The following is a 19348-nucleotide window of genomic DNA, read 5'->3' as shown; positions in this document are numbered from 1 at the left end:
AGGAGACGGTAATGTCATACAGTGGCGATCGTGAATTTACTGCACCGCACATGGCGCTGGTGCCGATGGTGGTCGAACAAACCTCGCGTGGCGAGCGTTCTTACGACATTTACTCCCGCTTGCTTAAAGAGCGTGTGATTTTCCTTACCGGTCAGGTTGAAGATCACATGGCCAACCTGATTGTGGCGCAGATGCTGTTTCTGGAAGCTGAGAATCCCGAAAAAGACATTTACCTCTATATTAACTCACCCGGTGGCGTCATCACGGCGGGCATGTCAATTTATGACACCATGAAGTTCATTAAGCCGGATGTCAGCACCATTTGTATGGGTCAGGCGTGTTCCATGGGGGCGTTTCTGCTTACAGCAGGCACCAAGGGCAAGCGTTTCTGTCTGCCTAACTCTCGCGTCATGATTCACCAGCCCCTTGGCGGCTATCAGGGCCAGGCGACGGATATCGAAATCCATGCGCGTGAAATCCTCAAGGTCAAACAGCGTATGAATGAGCTGATGGCTGAACACACGGGCAAATCGCTGGAGCAAATCGAGCGCGACACTGAGCGCGATCGTTTCCTCTCCGCCGGTGAAGCGGTAGAGTACGGCTTGGTCGATTCTATTTTGACGCACCGCCAATAAGACACATCTGGCTGCCCCTTGCGCTATAGTTAACGGGGCACCCAGAGATGTGTTGAATGAATATCGGCCGTTGTTGTACGGCAAGGCCGTACACTTCAGGTTTGAGAACGAAAAGAGGTTAGCTGATGACAGATAAGCGCAAAGACGGTTCAGGTAAGTTGCTGTACTGCTCTTTCTGCGGCAAAAGCCAGCATGAAGTTCGTAAGCTGATTGCCGGGCCGTCAGTTTATATTTGCGATGAATGTGTTGACTTGTGCAACGACATCATTCGCGAAGAGATCAAAGAAGTTGCGCCGCATCGTGAGCGCAGCGCTCTGCCGACGCCGCATGAAATTCGTCATCACCTTGACGATTATGTTATCGGTCAGGAAAAAGCCAAAAAAGTCCTGTCCGTGGCGGTGTATAACCACTACAAACGTCTGCGCAACGGCGATACCAGCAACGGTATCGAGCTGGGTAAAAGTAATATCTTGCTGATTGGACCAACAGGTAGCGGTAAAACGCTGTTGGCTGAAACGCTGGCGCGCCTACTGGACGTGCCTTTCACCATGGCAGACGCCACCACGCTGACCGAAGCGGGCTATGTGGGTGAAGATGTCGAGAATATCATTCAGAAGCTGCTGCAAAAATGTGATTATGACGTGCAGAAAGCACAGCGCGGCATCGTGTATATCGATGAGATTGATAAAATTTCTCGCAAATCTGACAACCCATCAATTACTCGAGATGTGTCGGGCGAGGGCGTACAACAAGCCTTACTGAAGCTGATTGAAGGCACCGTAGCGGCTGTCCCACCGCAGGGGGGGCGTAAGCATCCACAGCAGGAGTTCTTGCAGGTTGATACCTCTAAGATCCTCTTTATCTGCGGTGGTGCATTTGCCGGTCTGGATAAAGTCATCTCCCAGCGTGTTGAAACCGGCTCTGGTATTGGGTTTGGTGCGACCGTGAAGGGCAAATCAGAGAAGGCAAGCGAAGGGCAATTGCTGTCTCAAGTTGAGCCGGAAGATCTGATTAAATTTGGCCTGATTCCTGAGTTCATTGGCCGTCTGCCGGTGGTAGCCACGCTGAATGAACTGAGTGAAGAAGCACTGATCCAGATCTTGCGCGAGCCGAAAAATGCGCTGACCAAGCAGTATCAGGCGCTGTTTAACCTTGAAGGCGTTGAGCTGGAATTCCGTGACGAAGCATTAACGGCTATCGCTAAAAAAGCCATGTCGCGCAAAACAGGCGCTCGTGGACTGCGGTCGATTGTTGAGGCGGCGCTGTTGGAGACCATGTACGACTTGCCTTCGATGGAAGACGTGGAAAAAGTGGTTATTGATGATTCCGTTATTGACGGTGAATCAGAGCCAATGTTGATTTACGGTAAGCACGAAGCGCAAGCTTCTGGTGAATAAGTAATCAATTGCACCACGTTGTTATCTTAAAAAAGGGGAAAATGTTTCCCCTTTCGTTTTTCTCTCATCCGTGACATTGAATGTCGTACGAGCATCCCCATATACTCATAATCCTGTGGGCTTAACCGTATACATCCTGTATGCCGCGGTTCCCATCACCTGGCGGACATTAAACTAAGAGAGAGCTCTATGAATCCTGAGCGTTCTGAACGCATTGAAATCCCCGTGTTGCCGCTGCGCGACGTGGTGGTTTATCCGCACATGGTAATTCCGTTGTTTGTTGGTCGCGAAAAATCGATCCGCTGCCTGGAAGCGGCGATGGATCATGACAAGAAGATCATGCTGGTTGCCCAGAAAGAGGCTTCAACGGATGAACCTGGTATCAACGATCTCTTTTCCGTAGGGACCGTCGCTTCTGTACTGCAGATGTTAAAATTGCCAGACGGCACAGTTAAAGTGCTGGTTGAAGGCTTGCAGCGCGCGCATATCACCACGTTAGCGGATAACGGCGATCATTTTGTTGCCCAAGCCGAATATTTGGTTTCACCAGAAATCGAAGAGCGTGAACAGGAAGTGCTGGTGCGCACAGCACTCAATCAGTTTGAAGGCTATATCAAGCTCAACAAAAAAATTCCTCCAGAGGTATTAACCTCGCTAAATAGCATTGAGGATGCTGCGCGTCTGGCCGATACCGTTGCCGCGCATATGCCGCTGAAATTGGCGGATAAGCAGTCCGTGCTGGAGATGTCAGACGTCAATGAGCGTCTGGAATATCTCATGGCCATGATGGAGTCAGAAATCGATCTGCTGCAAGTTGAGAAGCGCATTCGTAACCGCGTGAAAAAGCAGATGGAAAAAAGCCAGCGTGAGTACTATCTGAATGAGCAGATGAAAGCCATCCAGAAAGAACTGGGTGAGATGGATGATGCGCCAGATGAATATGAGGCGCTCAAGCGCAAAATCGATGCGGCAAAAATGCCTGTCGAAGCGCGTGAGAAAGCTGAAGCTGAACTGCAAAAATTAAAAATGATGTCCCCCATGTCTGCGGAAGCGACGGTGGTGCGTGGCTACATCGACTGGATGGTGCAGGTTCCGTGGAATGCGCGCAGCAAAGTGAAGAAGGATCTGCGTAAAGCACAAGAAACGCTCGATATGGATCACTACGGTCTGGAACGCGTCAAAGATCGTATTCTTGAGTATCTTGCTGTGCAAAGCCGCGTAAGCAAAATCAAAGGCCCGATTCTGTGTTTGGTCGGACCGCCAGGGGTGGGTAAAACGTCACTCGGCCAGTCTATTGCGAAAGCTACCGGACGTAAGTACGTGCGTATGGCGCTGGGTGGCGTGCGTGACGAAGCGGAAATCCGTGGTCACCGTCGCACCTACATTGGTTCGATGCCAGGCAAACTGATCCAGAAAATGGCGAAAGTGGGCGTGAAAAACCCGCTGTTCCTGCTGGATGAAATTGACAAAATGTCGTCGGATATGCGCGGCGATCCTGCTTCGGCGCTGCTTGAGGTGCTCGATCCAGAGCAAAATATCGCGTTCAACGATCACTATCTGGAAGTGGATTACGATCTCTCCGATGTCATGTTTGTCGCGACCTCAAACTCAATGAACATTCCAGCTCCGCTGCTTGACCGTATGGAGGTCATTCGTCTTTCGGGTTATACCGAAGATGAAAAACTCAATATCGCGAAACAGCATTTGCTGCCGAAACAGATTGAGCGTAATGCGCTGAAAGAAAAAGAAATTAATGTGGACGACAGCGCTATCGTCGGCATCATCCGCTACTACACCCGCGAAGCCGGGGTACGTAGCCTTGAACGTGAGCTGTCGAAGCTGTGCCGTAAAGCAGTGAAAGCGCTGCTGATGGACAAAGCTAAAAAGAGCATCAAAATCAATGGCGACAACCTCAAGGATTTCCTTGGCGTACAGCGCTTTGATTACGGTCGTGCGGACAGCGAAAACCGTGTTGGACAGGTGACTGGACTGGCGTGGACGGAAGTGGGCGGTGATTTGCTGACCATCGAAACCGCGTGCGTTCCCGGCAAAGGTAAGCTGACCTACACCGGCTCGCTGGGTGAAGTGATGCAGGAATCCATTCAGGCAGCCTTGACCGTCGTGCGTGCTCGCGCGGAGAAACTCGGTATTAACAGTGATTTCTACGAAAAGCGTGATATCCATGTGCACGTGCCAGAAGGGGCAACGCCGAAAGATGGCCCAAGCGCAGGTATCGCAATGTGTACGGCGCTGGTGTCATGCCTGACCGGAAATCCGGTTCGCTCTGATGTCGCGATGACCGGGGAAATTACGCTGCGTGGTCAGGTGTTGCCGATCGGTGGTCTGAAAGAGAAGCTGCTTGCGGCACATCGTGGCGGTATCAAGACGGTGCTGATTCCGGATGAAAACAAGCGCGATCTGGAAGAAATTCCACAGAACGTTATTGCCGATCTGAGCATCCACCCGGTTAAGCGCATTGAAGAAGTGCTGAGCCTGGCGCTGGAAAATGCACCTTACGGTATGCAGGTCGCCACGGCGAAATAGAAATACGTGGTGTAAACTACTAAAAAGCAGAGCTGGCAGGCTAAATGGAGCTTGCCAGCTTTTTTTTGTGCCGCTAATTTAGAGGGCTGCCGACGCAACGATTGAGATGAATACCGTTGTTTCGGCTCCACAGGCTTGATATAACTTGCTGCGCATTCGCACCGGGCGGGAAGCTTGCGTGCGAAATGAATAATAAAAGAGGGGATGAAGAGAGTGAATAAGTCACAGTTGATCGACAAAATTGCTGCAGACGCGGACATTTCTAAAGCAGCCGCTGGACGTGTACTGGATGCCGTTATCAGTTCTGTTTCTGATGCGCTGAAAAGCGGCGAAGAAGTGGCTCTGGTTGGATTTGGTACTTTCTCCGTTCGTGAGCGCGCTGCCCGCACTGGCCGTAACCCACAAACGGGTAAAGAAATTACTATTCCGGCAGGTAAAGTACCAGGCTTCCGTGCAGGTAAAGCACTGAAAGACGCCGTCAATTAATGACTGGGTGTCGTTCCGGCGAAGCATTTTCTTCTCTGGATTGAGGACGAAAAAGCCGTTCTCATGTAACATACGGGCACATCAGAATGATGTGCCTTTTTTATTCTTGATGCGCGACGTTGACTTCACGTCAGTGTCTCCGCATGGTTGCCAACTGCCAGCCTGAACAGCAGTTGCACGATGATGACATCGTGTCAGAGCTTTACATCCACACTACAGCGGAGTGTTGTCATACCATGATGGACAATTTACGCGCGGCGTCGAATCATGTCGTGCTCAAGATTATTCTGGGATTGATCATCCTGTCTTTCGTTTTGACCGGAGTAGGCAACTACTTGATTGGCGGAGGCAACGATTATGCCGCCAAAGTGAACGGTCATGAAATCAGCCGTGCCGAGCTTGAACAGGCTTATAACACTGAGCGCAATCGCCAGCAGCAGATGCTGGGTGAGCAGTTCTCGCAGTTGGCAAGCAACGAAGGCTATATGCAGCAGATGCGTCAGCAGGCACTTTCTCAGCTGATCGACCAGACGCTGCTGGATCAGTACATTAAAGATCTGCACATCGGCATCAGTGACGATCAAGTTAAGCAAGCCATCTTCAATCAGAAAGCGTTTCAAACCAACGGCAAGTTTGATAATGGCAAATACAACGCGCTGATTGGCAATATGGGCTTCAGTGCCGATCAATATGCGGAAGCGCTGCGTAAACAGCTGGCAACGCAGCAGCTGATCAACGCCGTGGCGAACACCGACTTTATGCTCAAAGACGAAACGACCAAGCTTGTCGATTTGGTCTCACAGAAGCGTGATATTCGTCAGGCGGTGATCGATGTGAATGCGCTGGCGGCAAAACAGACCGTTACGGATCAAGAAATTGATCAATATTATCAGCAGCATCAAAACAGCTTTATGGCACCCGAGCAGTATCGGGTCAGCTATATCAAAATGGATGCGGCGAGCCTGCAGGAAACGGCAAGCGAGACGGATATTCAGAGTTGGTACGATCAACATAAAGCGGATTACACCCAACCACAGCGCAATCGCTACAGCGTTATTCAGACCAAAACGGAAGCTGACGCTAAGGCCGTGTTGGACGCGCTGAAAAAAGGTGAAGATTTCGCGGCGCTGGCGAAAGCGAAATCAGTCGATCCTATTACCGCACGCAAAGGCGGAGATATGGGATGGCTGGAACCCGAAACCACACCGGACGAGCTGAAGAGTGCCAACCTGACGCAAAAAGGCCAATTGTCGGGCGTAATTAACTCGTCCGTGGGCTTCCTGGTCGCGCGTCTTGATGACATTCAGCCTGAGCAGGTTAAACCGCTGGCTGACGTGCGCGATGCCATTGTTGACAAAGTGAAGCAAGAAAAAGCGGTTGATGCGTTTTATAAACTGCAGCAAAAAGTCAGCGAAGCTGCCAGCAACGATAACGAGTCGCTGGCTGGTGCTGCTCAAGCTTCAGGGCTGAAAGTGGTGGAAACCGGTTGGATTTCTCGCGACGCAGTGCCCGCCGATCTCGATTTTGAGCCAGTCAAGCAAGCCATCTTCAACGGTGGACTTGTCGGCCAAAATGGCGCGCCAGGCAATAACTCTGACGTGATTAGCGTCGATGGCGATCGTGCGTTCGTGCTGCGCATCAGTGAGCACAAGCCCGAGGCGGTGAAACCGCTTGATCAGGTGAAGGCGCAGATTGCTGATACGCTTAAGCACGACAAAGCGACGCAACAGGCTAAAGCCCAAGCTGACAAACTGCTTGCTGACCTCAAAGCTGGCAAAGATGACGCGCTGAGCGCGGCGGGGCTCACCCTGAGCGCCAGCCAGTCAGTGGACCGCAATGCGCAGGATCCTATTGCACAGTTCGCCTTCAATTTACCTCAGCCTGCCGCGAACAAACCGTCCTGGGGCGTGAGCGAGGATATGCAGGGTAATGTGGTGCTGGTGGCCTTAGACAAGGTCAGCGCGGGCACCATGCCGCAGGCGCAGATTGATGAAATGGTGAAAGGTGTCACGCAGAACAACGCGCAAATTGCGTTTGAAGCGCTGCTTGAGAACCTGCGTAAAGAGGCCAAAATCAAGTACGGTGCAGCCGAACAAAACCAGTAAGGCTCACAAAAACCGTGACGCTACTGCAACAATCAAAGGCCGCTTATGCGGCCTTTTCCATTTATGTGATCGTCCTTTTGAGCCAATAAATAGCCTATGGCACCCTGCGTTGGCTGTTTAACACAAGGAGAACACAGCATGTTTACATCAACACTTCGCGCATTATGCGTAACTCTGGCACTTGGCGGTGCTTTTTACACGCATGGACTTTCTGCTGCAGAAAGCCCGACGGAAACGCAGGCCGCCCAAGTCTCCACACCGCCGGAAGGGCCGGTAAGTATTAACGACGCCACGGCTGAGCAATTGGCCGCAGGCATGAACGGTATTGGCCTCAAAAAAGCGCAGGCAATCGTGAGTTATCGCGAGCAATACGGCCCTTTTACTGCTATCGATCAGCTCAAAGAGGTGCCGGGCATTGGCAATGCGCTGGTAGAGCGTAACAGCGCACGGCTGAAACTGTGAAGCGACGCATGACTTCGAAGGATTAACGAAAACGCCGTTCAGGCTGTGCTATGCTCGACAGGTCATACCAGTTAATGTTTCAGCCTGAACGGGAGTTATCATGCAGACCACCATCAAAGTGCGCGGCTATCATCTTGATGTTTATCAACACGTGAATAATGCACGCTACCTTGAGTTTCTCGAAGAGGCACGCTGGCAGTGGTTAGAGGATGTGAATGCGTTTCACTGGCTGATGGCCAAGCAGCTGGCCTTTGTCGTGGTAAACATCAATATCAACTATCGCCGCCCGGCAGTATTGGGTGACGTGCTCCAGATTGAGAGCGAAATTAGCCAGCTTAACGGGAGAAGCGGTGTTATTCATCAGCGTGTTGTGCTGGCAGAGAGCCGAGAAACGGTCGCGGATGCGGCGCTGACGTTTGTGTGTATTGATTTGCGCACGCAAAAGGCAGTCGCATTGGAAGGTGAGTTACGCGAGCGGTTGGCGCTGCTGCAACCTGAAGTTTAACGCATATAAACCGGCGTCAGAAAAGACGCCGGTTTATTCATTGCCGCTGTTTGCTCTAAACCGCTGTTTACCCCAGGCTGACTCACAGAGCATAAACGTTTCATTGGTTCATGCCACCACCGGAGCGGAGCGCTAGCGAAGGCCGCTTTTACGCTTCATGGCGGCCATCACCTCGGCAGCGTTTGCCTGATAATCGGCAAGTCCGCGCGCACGTAAGTGACAGGCGGCGCACTCGCCGCAGCCGTCACCTTTGATGCCGTTATAACAGGTCAGCGTTTCTTTGCGCACCAAAGGTAGCTGCTGCCAGTAATCAGCCAGCGCCCACGTCTCAGCCTTGTTCAGCCACATCAGGGGCGTTTCAAAACGAATGGAACGCGCCATACCGAGGCTCACGGCATTATTCAGCGCCTTTACAAACTCATCACGGCAGTCAGGATACCCCGAAAAATCGGTTTCGCAGACCCCGGTGATGACGGCTTCTGCCTCAACCTGATAGGCATAAATTGAGGCGAGCGTCAGAAAAAGGATATTACGCCCGGGCACGAACGTGCTGGGCAGGCCACTGGCCTGCGGATCGTAGGCAGGAACCGGGATGTTATCGCGCGTCAGGCTGCTGACCGCCAGTTCATTGAGTAGTGTCACATCCAGCACTTTGTGCGCGCGTGCGCCAAGTTTATGCGCCAGCGCGGCAGCGACCTCAATCTCTTCCCGATGGCGCTGACCATAGTCGAAGGTGACGCAGTGCACTTCGTCATACTGTTGCAGCGCCTGAATTAAGCAGGTGGTGGAATCTTGTCCACCGCTAAAGACTACAACCGCTCGTTTCATTTTTCTTTCCTCATCATTCTGTCCGCCTATGGTACTGGCTGAGGCTTCGGCTGAACAGCGCTCGCTGGCTGCTCTGATAAGGCAAGACCGCACACGCGGAGGCCTGCGGCTTGGGTTATGGCACGATAGTGAAAAATCACGCCAAATCGCGCTGCCACGGCGCGATATCACCCAAGTGTTGCGCTACCCACTCAGGGTTATAATAGGTATCCGGGTAACGCTCACCGCTGTCGCACAGCAGCGTAACCAGCGCGCCTTGTTGTCCATTCGCACGCATACGTTGGGCGACTTGCAGCATGCCCCAGAAATTGGTGCCGGTTGAGGCGCCTGGGCGGCGACCGAGAATCGTCTCAAGTTTGAGCATGGCTGCCACTGTGGCACCGTCAGGCACTTTGATCATCTCGTCTATCACATCCGGCAAGAAGGAGGGCTCAACGCGAGGGCGTCCGATCCCTTCGATCGCGCTGCCGCGCTCGCTGCGAAGCCGGCGGTCGCGGCTATGCCAATAGTCAAAAAATACCGAATGCTGGGGATCCACCACCAGCAAGCGCGTCTCATATCCTTGGTAGCGAATATAGCGGCCCAGCGTGGCAGACGTGCCGCCCGTGCCGGCGCTCATGATCAGCGTATGCGGGATCGGAAAGGGCTCGTGCGCCATCTGGCGAAAGATACTTTCTGCGATATTGTTATTGCCGCGCCAGTCTGTCGCCCGCTCTGCATAGGTAAACTGATCCATAAAATGCCCGTTAAGCGATTGCGCCAACCGCTCTGATTCACTGTAGAGCTGACAAGGATCCTCTACAAAATGGCACTCTCCCCCATAAAAGCGAATCATCTCCACTTTGCGTTTCGCGGTGCTGGCGGGCATCACGGCAATAAAGGGCAGGCCCAGCAAACGGGCAAAGTAGGCTTCCGAGACCGCCGTGCTGCCGGAGGACGCTTCAATAATGGGCGTATTTTCCCGGATCCAGCCGTTTGCCAGACCATATAGAAACAGCGAACGCGCCAGCCGGTGCTTAAGACTACCGCTGGGATGCGTACTTTCATCTTTAAGATAAAAATGAATGCCAGGATAAGACTCCAGCGAGAAGCGAATCAGATGCGTATCGGCGGAGCGCTGGAAATCAGCGTTGATTTCTGTAATGGCGTGACGAATCCAGGGCGTTTGCATGTGTAAAGTCCAGCAGGGGGGAAATGTGCACAGTGTAAGGCACTGGCAGGAAAATTAGCTTGCTTTAACACCGGTATAATGGCTCGCTAAGAGAAAATTTTTCTCCCGGAGCGCCAAATGTTAGATAAAACAGACCGCATATTGCTGGCAATGCTGCAACAGGATTGCACTCAATCGCTGCAGGCGCTGGCGGACGCCGTTAACCTTACGACAACGCCGTGCTGGAAACGCCTGAAAAAGTTGGAAGATGATGGCATTATTCGCGCGCGCGTGGCGTTGCTGGACGGCGAGAAGCTCGGACTTTCTCTGACCGCATTTATGTTTGTCAAAACGCAGCAACACAGCAGCAGTTGGTTTAATCAATTCGTTAGCGTGGTGCAGCAGATGCCAGAAGTGATGGCCTTTTACCGCATGGCGGGGGAATACGATTATCTGCTGCGTATTCAGGTTGCCGATATGAAAAGCTATGATGCGTTCTATAAGCGTTTGGTGAACGGCGTGCCGAGCCTGATCGACGTCACCTCCAGCTTTGCCATGGAGGAGATTAAATACACCACCGCTCTGCCGGTAGCGCCTTAGAGGCCGATAACGAGATATTTGTGTGCAATTATTCAGCCAGTTAAGTTGGTACTTTCTGCGTGAATGGCGGCGATATTTAGGCGCCATTAGCTTACTTATCCTCATTGCGCTGTTGCAACTGATCCCTCCGCATTTGGTCGGTGTGATTGTCGACGGCGTGACCCAACAGAGTTTAACCACGGGCCGCATTTTCATGTGGATCGGCGTCATGCTGGCCACCGCGGCGATTGTCTACCTGTTGCGCTATGTCTGGCGCGTGCTGCTTTTTGGTGCTTCCTATCAGCTGGCCGTTGAGCTGCGCGAAGATTTTTATCGCCAGCTAAGCCGTCAACATCCTGCATTCTATTTACGCCATCGCACCGGCGACCTGATCGCGCGCGCCACTAACGATGTCGATCGCGTGGTGTTTGCCGCCGGAGAAGGGGTGCTGACGCTGGTGGATTCACTGGTGATGGGACTCGTGGTGCTGGCAGTGATGAGCATACAAATTAGCTGGCAGCTGACGTTGCTGGCGCTGATTCCCATGCCCATTATGGCACTGGTCATTCAGAAAGACGGTGCGCGCCTCCATCAGCGCTTCAAAGTCGCGCAGGCGGCGTTTTCCAGCCTGAACGATCAAACGCAGGAGAGCCTGACCAGTATCCGCATGATCAAAGCATTTGGCCTGGAATCGCATCAATCGCAGCAGTTTGCCGACATTGCCCGCGATACCGGCGAGAAAAACCTGCACGTAGCGCGCGTAGATGCCCGCTTCGATCCCACCATTTATATTGCCGTCGGCTTCTCCAACCTGCTGGCAATTGCGGGTGGCGGCTGGATGGTCTGGCACGGCAGCTTAACGCTTGGGCAACTCACCAGTTTTGTCATGTATCTGGGGCTGATGATTTGGCCCATGCTGGCGCTGGCATGGATGATCAACATTGTTGAACGCGGCAGTGCGGCGTGGAGTCGTATCCGGGCGCTGCTGGCGGAAGCGCCGGTGGTGAAAGACGGGCAGCGGACATTGCCGCAGGATCCGGGAGTACTGGAGGTTGCGATTGAGCGCTTTCACTATCCAGCCAGTTCGGGCGCGGTGATAAGCAACCTCAGGCTGCAGCTACAGCCTGGACAGATGCTGGGGCTTTGCGGGCCCACCGGCTGCGGTAAGAGTACGCTGCTTAGCCTGATTCAGCGCCACTTCGACATTGATCGGGGCGAGATTCGCTATCACGATATTCCGCTGTCTGCGCTGCAACTCGACAGTTGGCGCAGCCGCCTCGCGGTGGTGAGCCAAACGCCCTTCTTGTTCTCCGATACGGTGGCCAATAACCTGGCGCTCGGCTGTCCGCACGCTTCATTGCAAGCCATTGAGCACGTAGCAAAAATGGCGTGTGTGCATGAGGATATTTTGCGTTTGCCGCAAGGGTATGACACCGAAGTGGGCGAGCGCGGCGTGATGCTGTCCGGCGGGCAGAAACAGCGTATTGCTATCGCCCGAGCGCTGCTGCTCGATGCCGAAATTCTGATTCTTGATGATGCCCTTTCAGCCGTGGATGGCCGTACCGAGCACGATATTCTGCATAACCTGCGGCAGTGGGGGAAAGGGCGCACCGTGATTATCAGCGCGCACCGGCTGTCGGCGTTAACAGAAGCCAATGAAATTCTGGTGATGCAGCACGGAAGCGTGGCACAGCGTGGCGATCACGACAGTTTGCTCGCGCAGGAGGGGTGGTATCGCGAAATGTATCGCTATCAGCAGCTTGAGGCGGCGCTGGACGAGGATGAGATCGCCGAAGGAGACGCACGTGGCTAAATCACAACGTCTGTGGCCGACATTAAAACGCCTGCTGGCCTACGGTAAACCCTGGCGTAAGTCGCTGTGGCTGGGCGTTGGCATGCTGTGGCTTGCCGCCGCCGCGGAGGTTACCGGACCGGTGCTGGTGAGCTATTTCATTGATAACTTAGTGGCGAAGCACCGCATGCCGTGGGGGATCGTGCTGGGACTGCTGGTGAGCTTCATTCTGCTCCAGGTGCTGGCTGCAGCGCTGCATTACCTGCAGGCGCTGCTGTTCAATCGCGCCGCCATTGGCGTGGTGCAACAGCTGCGCGTGGACGTGATGAACGCCGCGCTGCGTCAGCCGTTGAGCGCGTTTGATACCCAGCCGGTTGGGCAAATTATTTCGCGCGTCACTAATGATACGGAAGTCATTAAAGATCTCTATGTCACCGTCGTGGCAACGGTATTGCGCAGTGCTGCGCTGATTGGCGCGATGCTCGTGGCGATGTTCTCTCTCGACTGGCGCATGGCGCTGGTAGCCATTACCATTTTCCCGCTGGTGATCGCGGTCATGCTGATTTACCAGCGCTTTAGTACCCCGATTGCGCGGCGGGTCCGCAGCTATCTGGCTGAGATCAACAATGGCTTCAATGAAGTTATCAATGGCATGAGCGTCATTCAGCAGTTTCGCCAGCAGGCACGCTTCGGTGAGCGCATGAGCGAAGCCAGCCGCGCACACTATTTGGCGCGCATGGAGACGCTGCGTCTGGATGGTTTCTTGCTGCGTCCGCTGTTAAGCCTGTTTTCCGCACTGATCTTATGCGGATTACTGATGCTATTTAGCTTCGCCACGCCCGGCGTGTTTGAAGTGGGCGTGCTCTATGCCTTTATCACCTGGCTGGGGCGTCTCAATGAGCCGCTGATTGAGCTGACCACGCAGCAATCTATGCTGCAGCAGGCGGTGGTTTCTGGTGAACGCATTTTCGAACTCATGGATGCGCAGCAGCAGGATTACGGCGCCGATCCGCAGCCGCTGAATTCCGGACGCATTACCTTGCGTGACGTTAGCTTTGCCTATCGCGAAGGTCAGGATGTGCTGAGTGAAATCAATCTGGAGGTGCCCTCGCGCGGGTTTGTCGCGCTGGTGGGGCATACCGGAAGCGGCAAGAGCACGCTGGCTAATTTGCTGATGGGCTATTATCCGGTGACGCGCGGCGTTATTGAACTGGACGGCCGCCCCCTGGCGCACTTTTCCCATGCGGCGCTGCGGCAAAGCGTGGCGATGGTACAGCAGGATCCGGTGGTACTGGCGGATACGTTGCTGGCTAACGTGCGCTTAGGGCGGGATATTTCAGAAGCGCAGGTATGGCAGGCGCTGGAGACCGTACAGCTGGCGCCGCTGGCTCGCAAGTTGGAGAAAGGGATCCATACGCGGCTCGGGGAGCAGGGGAATACGCTTTCCGTTGGTCAAAAACAGCTGCTGGCGCTGGCGCGCGTGCTGGTGGCGCCGCCGCAAATTCTGATTCTTGATGAGGCCACGGCAAACATCGACTCTGGCACTGAGCAGGCTATCCAACTCGCGCTGCGTGCGCTGCGGCGACACAGTACGCTGGTGGTCATTGCACACCGGCTGTCCACCATCACGGAAGCGGATCAAATTGTGGTTCTGCACCGTGGACATATGGTTGAGCGTGGCACCCATACGGCCTTACTGGCGCAGCAGGGGCGCTATTGGCAAATGTATCAGCTGCAGCAAGCGGGTGATGAACTCGCGGCGGGCATTCCCGTGCCAGCCGAAGGGTGATTTGCACCTTTTTTGCGCACTATTCTCGGAATGTTCTGTATTGATGCACTCCTTTGAGGCTTAAGGCACCAAAGGAGTGCGATTTTGCAACACACCTTCACCTTATCTGCGCCCACTTGGGCGCTGGATCACAGTGCTAATCGTCTGCCAGCGCGCCCGGCCTTTTACCCTCTCGATATTTTGCTGATTTGGCACAGGGATTGCTTAGTAATCAGCGTGTCCGCGCGACGCATTCAATTTCTTATTCGGAGGGGAACGTATGAAGCTGGTTACCGTGGTAATCAAACCATTCAAGCTGGAGGACGTGCGTGAAGCTTTATCCTCCATTGGCATTCAGGGATTAACCGTGTCCGAAGTTAAAGGGTTTGGTCGCCAGAAAGGTCACGCAGAGCTTTATCGCGGTGCTGAGTACAGCGTCAACTTCCTGCCAAAAGTAAAGATTGATATCGCGATTGCGGACGATCAGCTTGATGAAGTGGTGGATGTGATCAGTAAAGCCGCCTATACCGGCAAAATTGGCGACGGCAAAATCTTCGTCGCGGAACTGCAGCGCGTCATTCGTATTCGCACCGGCGAGACCGACGAAGCCGCGCTGTAACTGGGGCTCAGAATTGTGATGGGATGGAATAAAATGAATAAACTCTTGACCAAGTTGGGCCTCACCAGCCTGGCACTGTTACCGTCGCTGGCTATGGCAGCCGCGCCCGCTGTGGCGGACAAGGCTGATAATGCCTTTATGATGATTTGTACCGCGCTGGTGCTCTTTATGTCTATTCCGGGCATTGCGCTGTTTTACGGCGGTCTGATTCGCGGCAAGAACGTACTGTCAATGCTGACCCAGGTTGCGGTGACATTTGCGCTGGTTTGCGTGCTGTGGGTGGTATATGGCTATTCGCTGGCCTTTAGCCAAGGTAACGCCTTCTTCGGTGACTTCCAGTGGGTCATGCTGAAGAACATTGAGCTGAAAGCCGTTATGGGCAGCTTCTACCAGTACATTCACGTCGCATTCCAGGCGTCGTTTGCCTGTATCACCGTTGGGCTGATCGTTGGCGCGATTGCCGAACGTATTCGCTTCTCTGCGGTGCTGATCTTTGTTGGCGTGTGGCTGACCCTCTCTTATTTGCCGATTGCCCATATGGTGTGGGGTGGCGGCTATCTGGCTCAGGATGGCGCGCTCGACTTTGCTGGCGGTACGGTTGTCCACATCAACGCAGCGGTGGCGGGTCTGGTGGGTGCTTACCTGGTCGGCAAACGTGCAGGCTTCGGCAAAGAGGCGTTCAAGCCGCATAACCTGCCGATGGTGTTTCTCGGTACTGCCATTCTCTATGTCGGCTGGTTTGGTTTCAACGCAGGCTCTGCTTCTGCAGCAAACGAAATCGCTGCGCTGGCCTTCCTGAACACGGTCGTTGCTACGGCGGGTGCGGTACTCTCATGGGTGTTTGGTGAGTGGGCGATGCGCGGTAAGCCTTCCTTGCTGGGCGCATGCTCTGGTTTCATCGCCGGCCTGGTCGCCATTACGCCTGCGTGTGGTTACGTTGGCGTGGGCGGTGCGTTGATCATCGGTCTGGCGGGCGGGCTCGCCGGTATCTGGGGTGTGACTACCCTGAAAAGATGGCTGCGCGTTGACGATCCCTGTGATGTGTTCGGTGTACACGGCGTGTGCGGCATCCTGGGCTGTATTCTGACCGGCGTATTTGCCTCTTCATCACTGGGTGGCGTGGGCTACGCAGAAGGCGTGACCATGGGACATCAGGTTTGGGTGCAGGTATTCAGCTGCTTGGTGACCGTGGTGTGGTCAGCGGTCGCGGCGTTTATCGGCTTCAAGCTGGCCGATATGATTGTTGGCCTGCGCGTTCCGGAAGATCAGGAGCGCGAAGGGCTGGATGTCAACAGCCACGGCGAAAACGCTTACAACCAGTAAGCACGCGCTTAGGCCAAATCCAGGGGGCGATTATCGCCCCTTTTTTTATACCTCGCGCTGACGCATGACGCCTTCCTGAACCGTGCTCGCGACCAGCGTGCCATCTTGGCTGAAAAATTCCCCACGCACGAAACCGCGCGCACCAGAGGCCGATGTACTCTCTACGCTATAAAGCAGCCACTGATTGAGATCAAACGGGCGATGGAACCACATTGAGTGGTCGATGGTCGCCACCTGCATATCCGGCTCCAAAAAACCTTTGCCGTGCGGCTGCAGCGCCACAGGCAGGAAATTAAGATCGGAGGCGTAACCCAACAGATATTGGTGAATGCGGCGGTCATCAGGCAAGGTGCCGTTGGCGCGGATCCAAACTTGGCGCGCGGGCGCATCGACGCGTCCTTTTAGCGGGTTGTGGATCTGTACAGGACGAATATCCAGCGGGCGTTCAGCGACAAACTTCTCTTTGAGCGTGAGTGGAAGGTGCGCCGCCAGCTTTTGTGCCAGATCCTGCTCAGAAGGCAGCGTATCGGGGCCGGGAACCTTAGGCATCGCATTCTGATGTTCAAATCCCTGCTCAGGTGCCTGGAAAGAAGCCGTCATGTAAAAAATAGGCTGGCCATTCTGCACCGCACTGACGCGGCGCGCGCTGAAACTTTTACCGTCGCGCAGCGTTTCAACGTCATAAATAATGGCTTTTTGGCTATCCCCTGGGCGCAAAAAATAGCTGTGAAAAGAGTGAATGATGCGGGCTTCCGGCACGGTTTGCTTTGCCGCATACAGCGCCTGACCCACGACCTGTCCGCCAAACACCTGACGCAGGCCCAGATCCTCACTTTGACCGCGAAACAAGCCTTCATCTAATTTTTCTAAATTTAATAACGTCAGCAGATTATTTAATGCCTGGCTCATCAGTGTTTTCTCCCAAAAGTGCAGGCGCTAAGTGTGAAAGATCCGACCAGTTTCCGTCAATGGCTTTGCCGCTGCACGTCGTGTCAAACCTGACTTCAGGCGCAATGCGAATTTTTGTGCCAGAATTAATCGCAATCGGCGGCTGAAACGCTATTCAGAAAATAGCCCGCCGACAATCATAGTGTTCATAAGGAGACGACATCGATGAAAATTTGGCATGTGATGAGTGGAGTAGCGCTAGCTGCAGCGATAACGGGATGTGCCGATCACAGTAAACCGGTGCCTACGCCAACGCTGGGTTCAGCGATCGCGGGGCAGCAGGCCGCGATTACGCAGCCTAACGTCAGTGGTTCGGTGTATATCCGCCAGCGTATTGCTTTGCCGCCTGATGCGGCGCTGACCGTGACATTATCCGATGCTTCGCAGTCCGATGTGCCGTCTAAAGTGCTGGCACAGCGCGTGGTGCGCACTGAAGGCAAACAGGCACCGTTTAGCTTTATTCTGCCCTTCAATCCGGCAGACATTCAGCCGAACGCGCGTATTCTGTTGAGCGCCGCCATTACGATTGACGGTAAGGTTGCCTTTATCACTGACACAGTGAAGCCGGTTATCAATCAGGGCGGTACGAAAGCCGATCTGGTGCTGGTGCCGGTGACCAATATGGCGATGCCCACGCAGCCGGGTGCCGCAACAACGGTGCCATCGACGTCACCCACTCAGGTGACTCCGTCTGCTGCTGTACCCGCGCCAACCCGCCTGTAACAGGTAATATAAGGCAGCCCCTCTGCGGCTGCCTCTCTTTCTGCCGTTTTACCGCAACGTTAACCTCGCCAGCGATAAACGCGCATATCAATTTGCCCGTCATCGCTTACTTCAACGCCCTCGGCCTCAAGCGCATCACGCTGGCGTAAAAGATCGTCACCCTGCAAGGAAATTCGACCGTGACGGTTGATCACGCGAAACCACGGCAGGGTCGTTTCTTTTGGTAATCGCCGCAACACACCGCCCACCTGGCGCGCCGCGCGTGGGGAACCGGCAAGCTGTGCAACATCACCGTAGGTGGCCACTCGGCCAAAGGGGATGGCGGCAATAATCTGCCAGACGCGGTGTGGAAAATTGCCTTCGTCGTGCATGCACGCTCCTTGTGGGTAAAAGGCAACTGTAACATGCGTTCGCGTTTTGGGCTTCTGTTCAAGAAAACAACGGTTGTCTGGCCTGCGCTTGCAATTGAAAGGGGGTTCCCCGATAATGCCTGCGCTCTCGAAATGAGGGCTTTTCAATGGAGGCCCTGTTGGTTCTCCCGCAACGCTAACTTGTGAACTCGGTCAGGTCCGGAAGGAAGCAGCCGCAGCAGGCGACGCGTGTGCCGGGATGTAGCTGGCAGGGCCTCCACCCATTTCTGCCTCGACATTTCTTAGACGATAGCGCCGCGCGGGCACTCCTTTGCCGCAGGATGAAGGGATCGTAAGGTGTCGTCTTAAAGACTCAGCGGACGTACTTCCAGACCGAACCTGGCACTTTGTCATACAGCTTGTTCATGGTGAGCTCGGCCAAACGGTGGTCGGCTGCGGAATAAAATACCGCAAGTTCATCATCGGGTAATTCATACTTATTTTTCTCGATCACCCGCTCAAGGGTGTCGATTGAGCGACAGCGGCGCAGTCGCATCAAATAATCCGTTTTGGTTAGGGTTGGGTTGCTCATAAATAAACCGGTCTCACTCTGATGCTAAAAGGAATGGCTGAGTTGTCGTTGGAGAAAAGCGCACTCTTCGGCAAACAGGTTAAATAAGCGTTTTGCTGAACGTTGCCATCGCTGGAGATCTTGCGTATTGATTCCATAGCTGCTGAAAAGCATAAAGGTATCGTCAAGATATTCATCGATTTGCGCAATCAGCGCTTCATCTTCAACGTGCTTAATTTTGTAATTCATTGTGAAAGAAGCGATATGCTCAATCAAATCGTTGAGCTGTAAATTGTTTTCCGAAGTGGGGTCGTTAACCCAGCCGTGATGACTGTCAGTCAATGTCGCCATACTTTCGTCGAACAAGTTCTCACACAGAAATTTAAGCTGGGCAATATCATGCCGTTTCGGTGAGTATTCGTCCATCTTTTTCCCCTCCATAGCTTGCACGGTTACCGCGGCGCGGCGAGATTAGGAAAAGCGGCCAGGAAGCGATCACGAATAAATTCAATTTAGCGACGAGTTAAATATAATCCACATTCATAAGCTTTGCTCACCTCGAT

At 53.8% G+C, this 19348-nt stretch carries 19 protein-coding genes and 1 other RNA gene; 14 read left to right on the top strand and 6 right to left on the bottom strand.

Annotated elements, in window-relative coordinates; all coding sequences use genetic code 11:
- The first annotated feature begins 11 nt into the window (after positions 1–11).
- The 7 genes from clpP to LU196_RS02455 all read left to right on the top strand — a co-directional run bounded on the left by clpP (position 12) and on the right by LU196_RS02455 (position 8134).
- On the top strand, positions 12–635 hold the full coding sequence (clpP, locus tag LU196_RS02485) for an ATP-dependent Clp endopeptidase proteolytic subunit ClpP (protein ID WP_232758142.1): 624 nt from the start codon (positions 12–14) through the stop codon (positions 633–635).
- Between the two features lie 125 nt (positions 636–760).
- Positions 761–2032 carry an ATP-dependent protease ATP-binding subunit ClpX gene (gene clpX, locus LU196_RS02480; protein ID WP_232758141.1) on the top strand — a complete coding sequence of 424 codons (1272 nt, stop codon included), beginning with the start codon at positions 761–763 and terminating at the stop codon, positions 2030–2032.
- 189 nt (positions 2033–2221) lie between these two features.
- The gene (lon, locus tag LU196_RS02475; RefSeq protein ID WP_232758140.1) at positions 2222–4576 is read left to right on the top strand and encodes an endopeptidase La; all 2355 of its coding nucleotides are present in this window, start codon (positions 2222–2224) and stop codon (positions 4574–4576) included.
- 213 nt (positions 4577–4789) lie between these two features.
- A complete protein-coding gene (gene hupB / locus LU196_RS02470; RefSeq protein ID WP_232758139.1) occupies positions 4790–5062 on the top strand; it encodes a nucleoid-associated protein HU-beta in 273 nt (90 codons plus the stop codon).
- Positions 5063–5298: 236 nt separating this feature from the next.
- Entirely contained in the window at positions 5299–7167 is a 1869-nt protein-coding gene (ppiD, locus tag LU196_RS02465) for a peptidylprolyl isomerase (protein ID WP_232758138.1), read from the top strand.
- A gap of 138 nt (positions 7168–7305) precedes the next feature.
- Positions 7306–7629: a helix-hairpin-helix domain-containing protein gene (locus LU196_RS02460; protein ID WP_232758137.1), complete on the top strand. Its 324-nt coding sequence runs from the start codon at positions 7306–7308 to the stop codon at positions 7627–7629.
- Positions 7630–7729: 100 nt separating this feature from the next.
- Complete coding sequence (locus LU196_RS02455; RefSeq protein WP_232758136.1) at positions 7730–8134, top strand: YbgC/FadM family acyl-CoA thioesterase; 405 nt, start codon at positions 7730–7732, stop codon at positions 8132–8134.
- Between the two features lie 132 nt (positions 8135–8266).
- Here LU196_RS02455 and queC read toward each other — a convergent pair whose 3' ends face one another.
- Positions 8267–8962, bottom strand: coding sequence for a 7-cyano-7-deazaguanine synthase QueC (queC, locus tag LU196_RS02450; RefSeq protein WP_232758135.1), 696 nt, complete (start codon positions 8960–8962; stop codon positions 8267–8269).
- 136 nt (positions 8963–9098) lie between these two features.
- Complete coding sequence (locus LU196_RS02445; RefSeq protein ID WP_232758134.1) at positions 9099–10133, bottom strand: PLP-dependent cysteine synthase family protein; 1035 nt, start codon at positions 10131–10133, stop codon at positions 9099–9101.
- Between the two features lie 117 nt (positions 10134–10250).
- On the opposite strand from LU196_RS02445, the gene LU196_RS02440 reads away from it, so the two are divergent.
- From LU196_RS02440 to amtB, 5 genes are all read left to right on the top strand, one after another.
- Positions 10251–10712 carry an Lrp/AsnC family transcriptional regulator gene (locus LU196_RS02440; RefSeq protein WP_232758133.1) on the top strand — a complete coding sequence of 154 codons (462 nt, stop codon included), beginning with the start codon at positions 10251–10253 and terminating at the stop codon, positions 10710–10712.
- 22 nt (positions 10713–10734) lie between these two features.
- Complete coding sequence (locus LU196_RS02435) at positions 10735–12504, top strand: SmdA family multidrug ABC transporter permease/ATP-binding protein (protein WP_232758132.1); 1770 nt, start codon at positions 10735–10737, stop codon at positions 12502–12504.
- On the top strand, positions 12497–14272 hold the full coding sequence (locus tag LU196_RS02430; RefSeq protein ID WP_232758131.1) for a SmdB family multidrug efflux ABC transporter permease/ATP-binding protein: 1776 nt from the start codon (positions 12497–12499) through the stop codon (positions 14270–14272). The genes LU196_RS02435 and LU196_RS02430 overlap by 8 nt, the downstream gene beginning before the upstream one ends.
- A gap of 259 nt (positions 14273–14531) precedes the next feature.
- Positions 14532–14870 carry a P-II family nitrogen regulator gene (gene glnK, locus LU196_RS02425; RefSeq protein WP_003850469.1) on the top strand — a complete coding sequence of 113 codons (339 nt, stop codon included), beginning with the start codon at positions 14532–14534 and terminating at the stop codon, positions 14868–14870.
- 33 nt (positions 14871–14903) lie between these two features.
- Positions 14904–16193 (top strand): ammonium transporter AmtB, encoded by a 1290-nt coding sequence (amtB, locus tag LU196_RS02420; RefSeq protein WP_232758130.1) that lies wholly within the window; start codon positions 14904–14906, stop codon positions 16191–16193.
- Positions 16194–16238: 45 nt separating this feature from the next.
- Here amtB and tesB read toward each other — a convergent pair whose 3' ends face one another.
- A complete protein-coding gene (gene tesB / locus LU196_RS02415) occupies positions 16239–17102 on the bottom strand; it encodes an acyl-CoA thioesterase II (RefSeq protein WP_232758129.1) in 864 nt (287 codons plus the stop codon).
- Positions 17103–17306: 204 nt separating this feature from the next.
- On the opposite strand from tesB, the gene LU196_RS02410 reads away from it, so the two are divergent.
- Positions 17307–17864 carry a YbaY family lipoprotein gene (locus LU196_RS02410; RefSeq protein WP_232758128.1) on the top strand — a complete coding sequence of 186 codons (558 nt, stop codon included), beginning with the start codon at positions 17307–17309 and terminating at the stop codon, positions 17862–17864.
- Positions 17865–17923: 59 nt separating this feature from the next.
- Here LU196_RS02410 and LU196_RS02405 read toward each other — a convergent pair whose 3' ends face one another.
- Positions 17924–18235, bottom strand: a complete 312-nt coding sequence (locus tag LU196_RS02405) for an MGMT family protein (RefSeq protein ID WP_232758127.1) — start codon at positions 18233–18235, stop codon at positions 17924–17926.
- Between the two features lie 156 nt (positions 18236–18391).
- Here LU196_RS02405 and ffs point away from each other — a divergent pair.
- Positions 18392–18488, top strand: an RNA gene (gene ffs / locus LU196_RS02400) — signal recognition particle sRNA small type.
- Between the two features lie 99 nt (positions 18489–18587).
- Here ffs and LU196_RS02395 read toward each other — a convergent pair.
- Positions 18588–18806, bottom strand: a complete 219-nt coding sequence (locus tag LU196_RS02395) for an HHA domain-containing protein (RefSeq protein ID WP_232758126.1) — start codon at positions 18804–18806, stop codon at positions 18588–18590.
- Between the two features lie 24 nt (positions 18807–18830).
- Complete coding sequence (gene tomB / locus LU196_RS02390; RefSeq protein ID WP_232758125.1) at positions 18831–19211, bottom strand: Hha toxicity modulator TomB; 381 nt, start codon at positions 19209–19211, stop codon at positions 18831–18833.
- Positions 19212–19348: the final 137 nt, after the last annotated feature.

The organism is Pantoea sp. Mb-10 (assembly GCF_021272205.1).
Lineage (GTDB): Bacteria > Pseudomonadota > Gammaproteobacteria > Enterobacterales > Enterobacteriaceae > Pantoea.
Note: the sequence above shows the minus strand (reverse complement) of the source record. Positions and strands in the feature narration are given on the sequence as shown.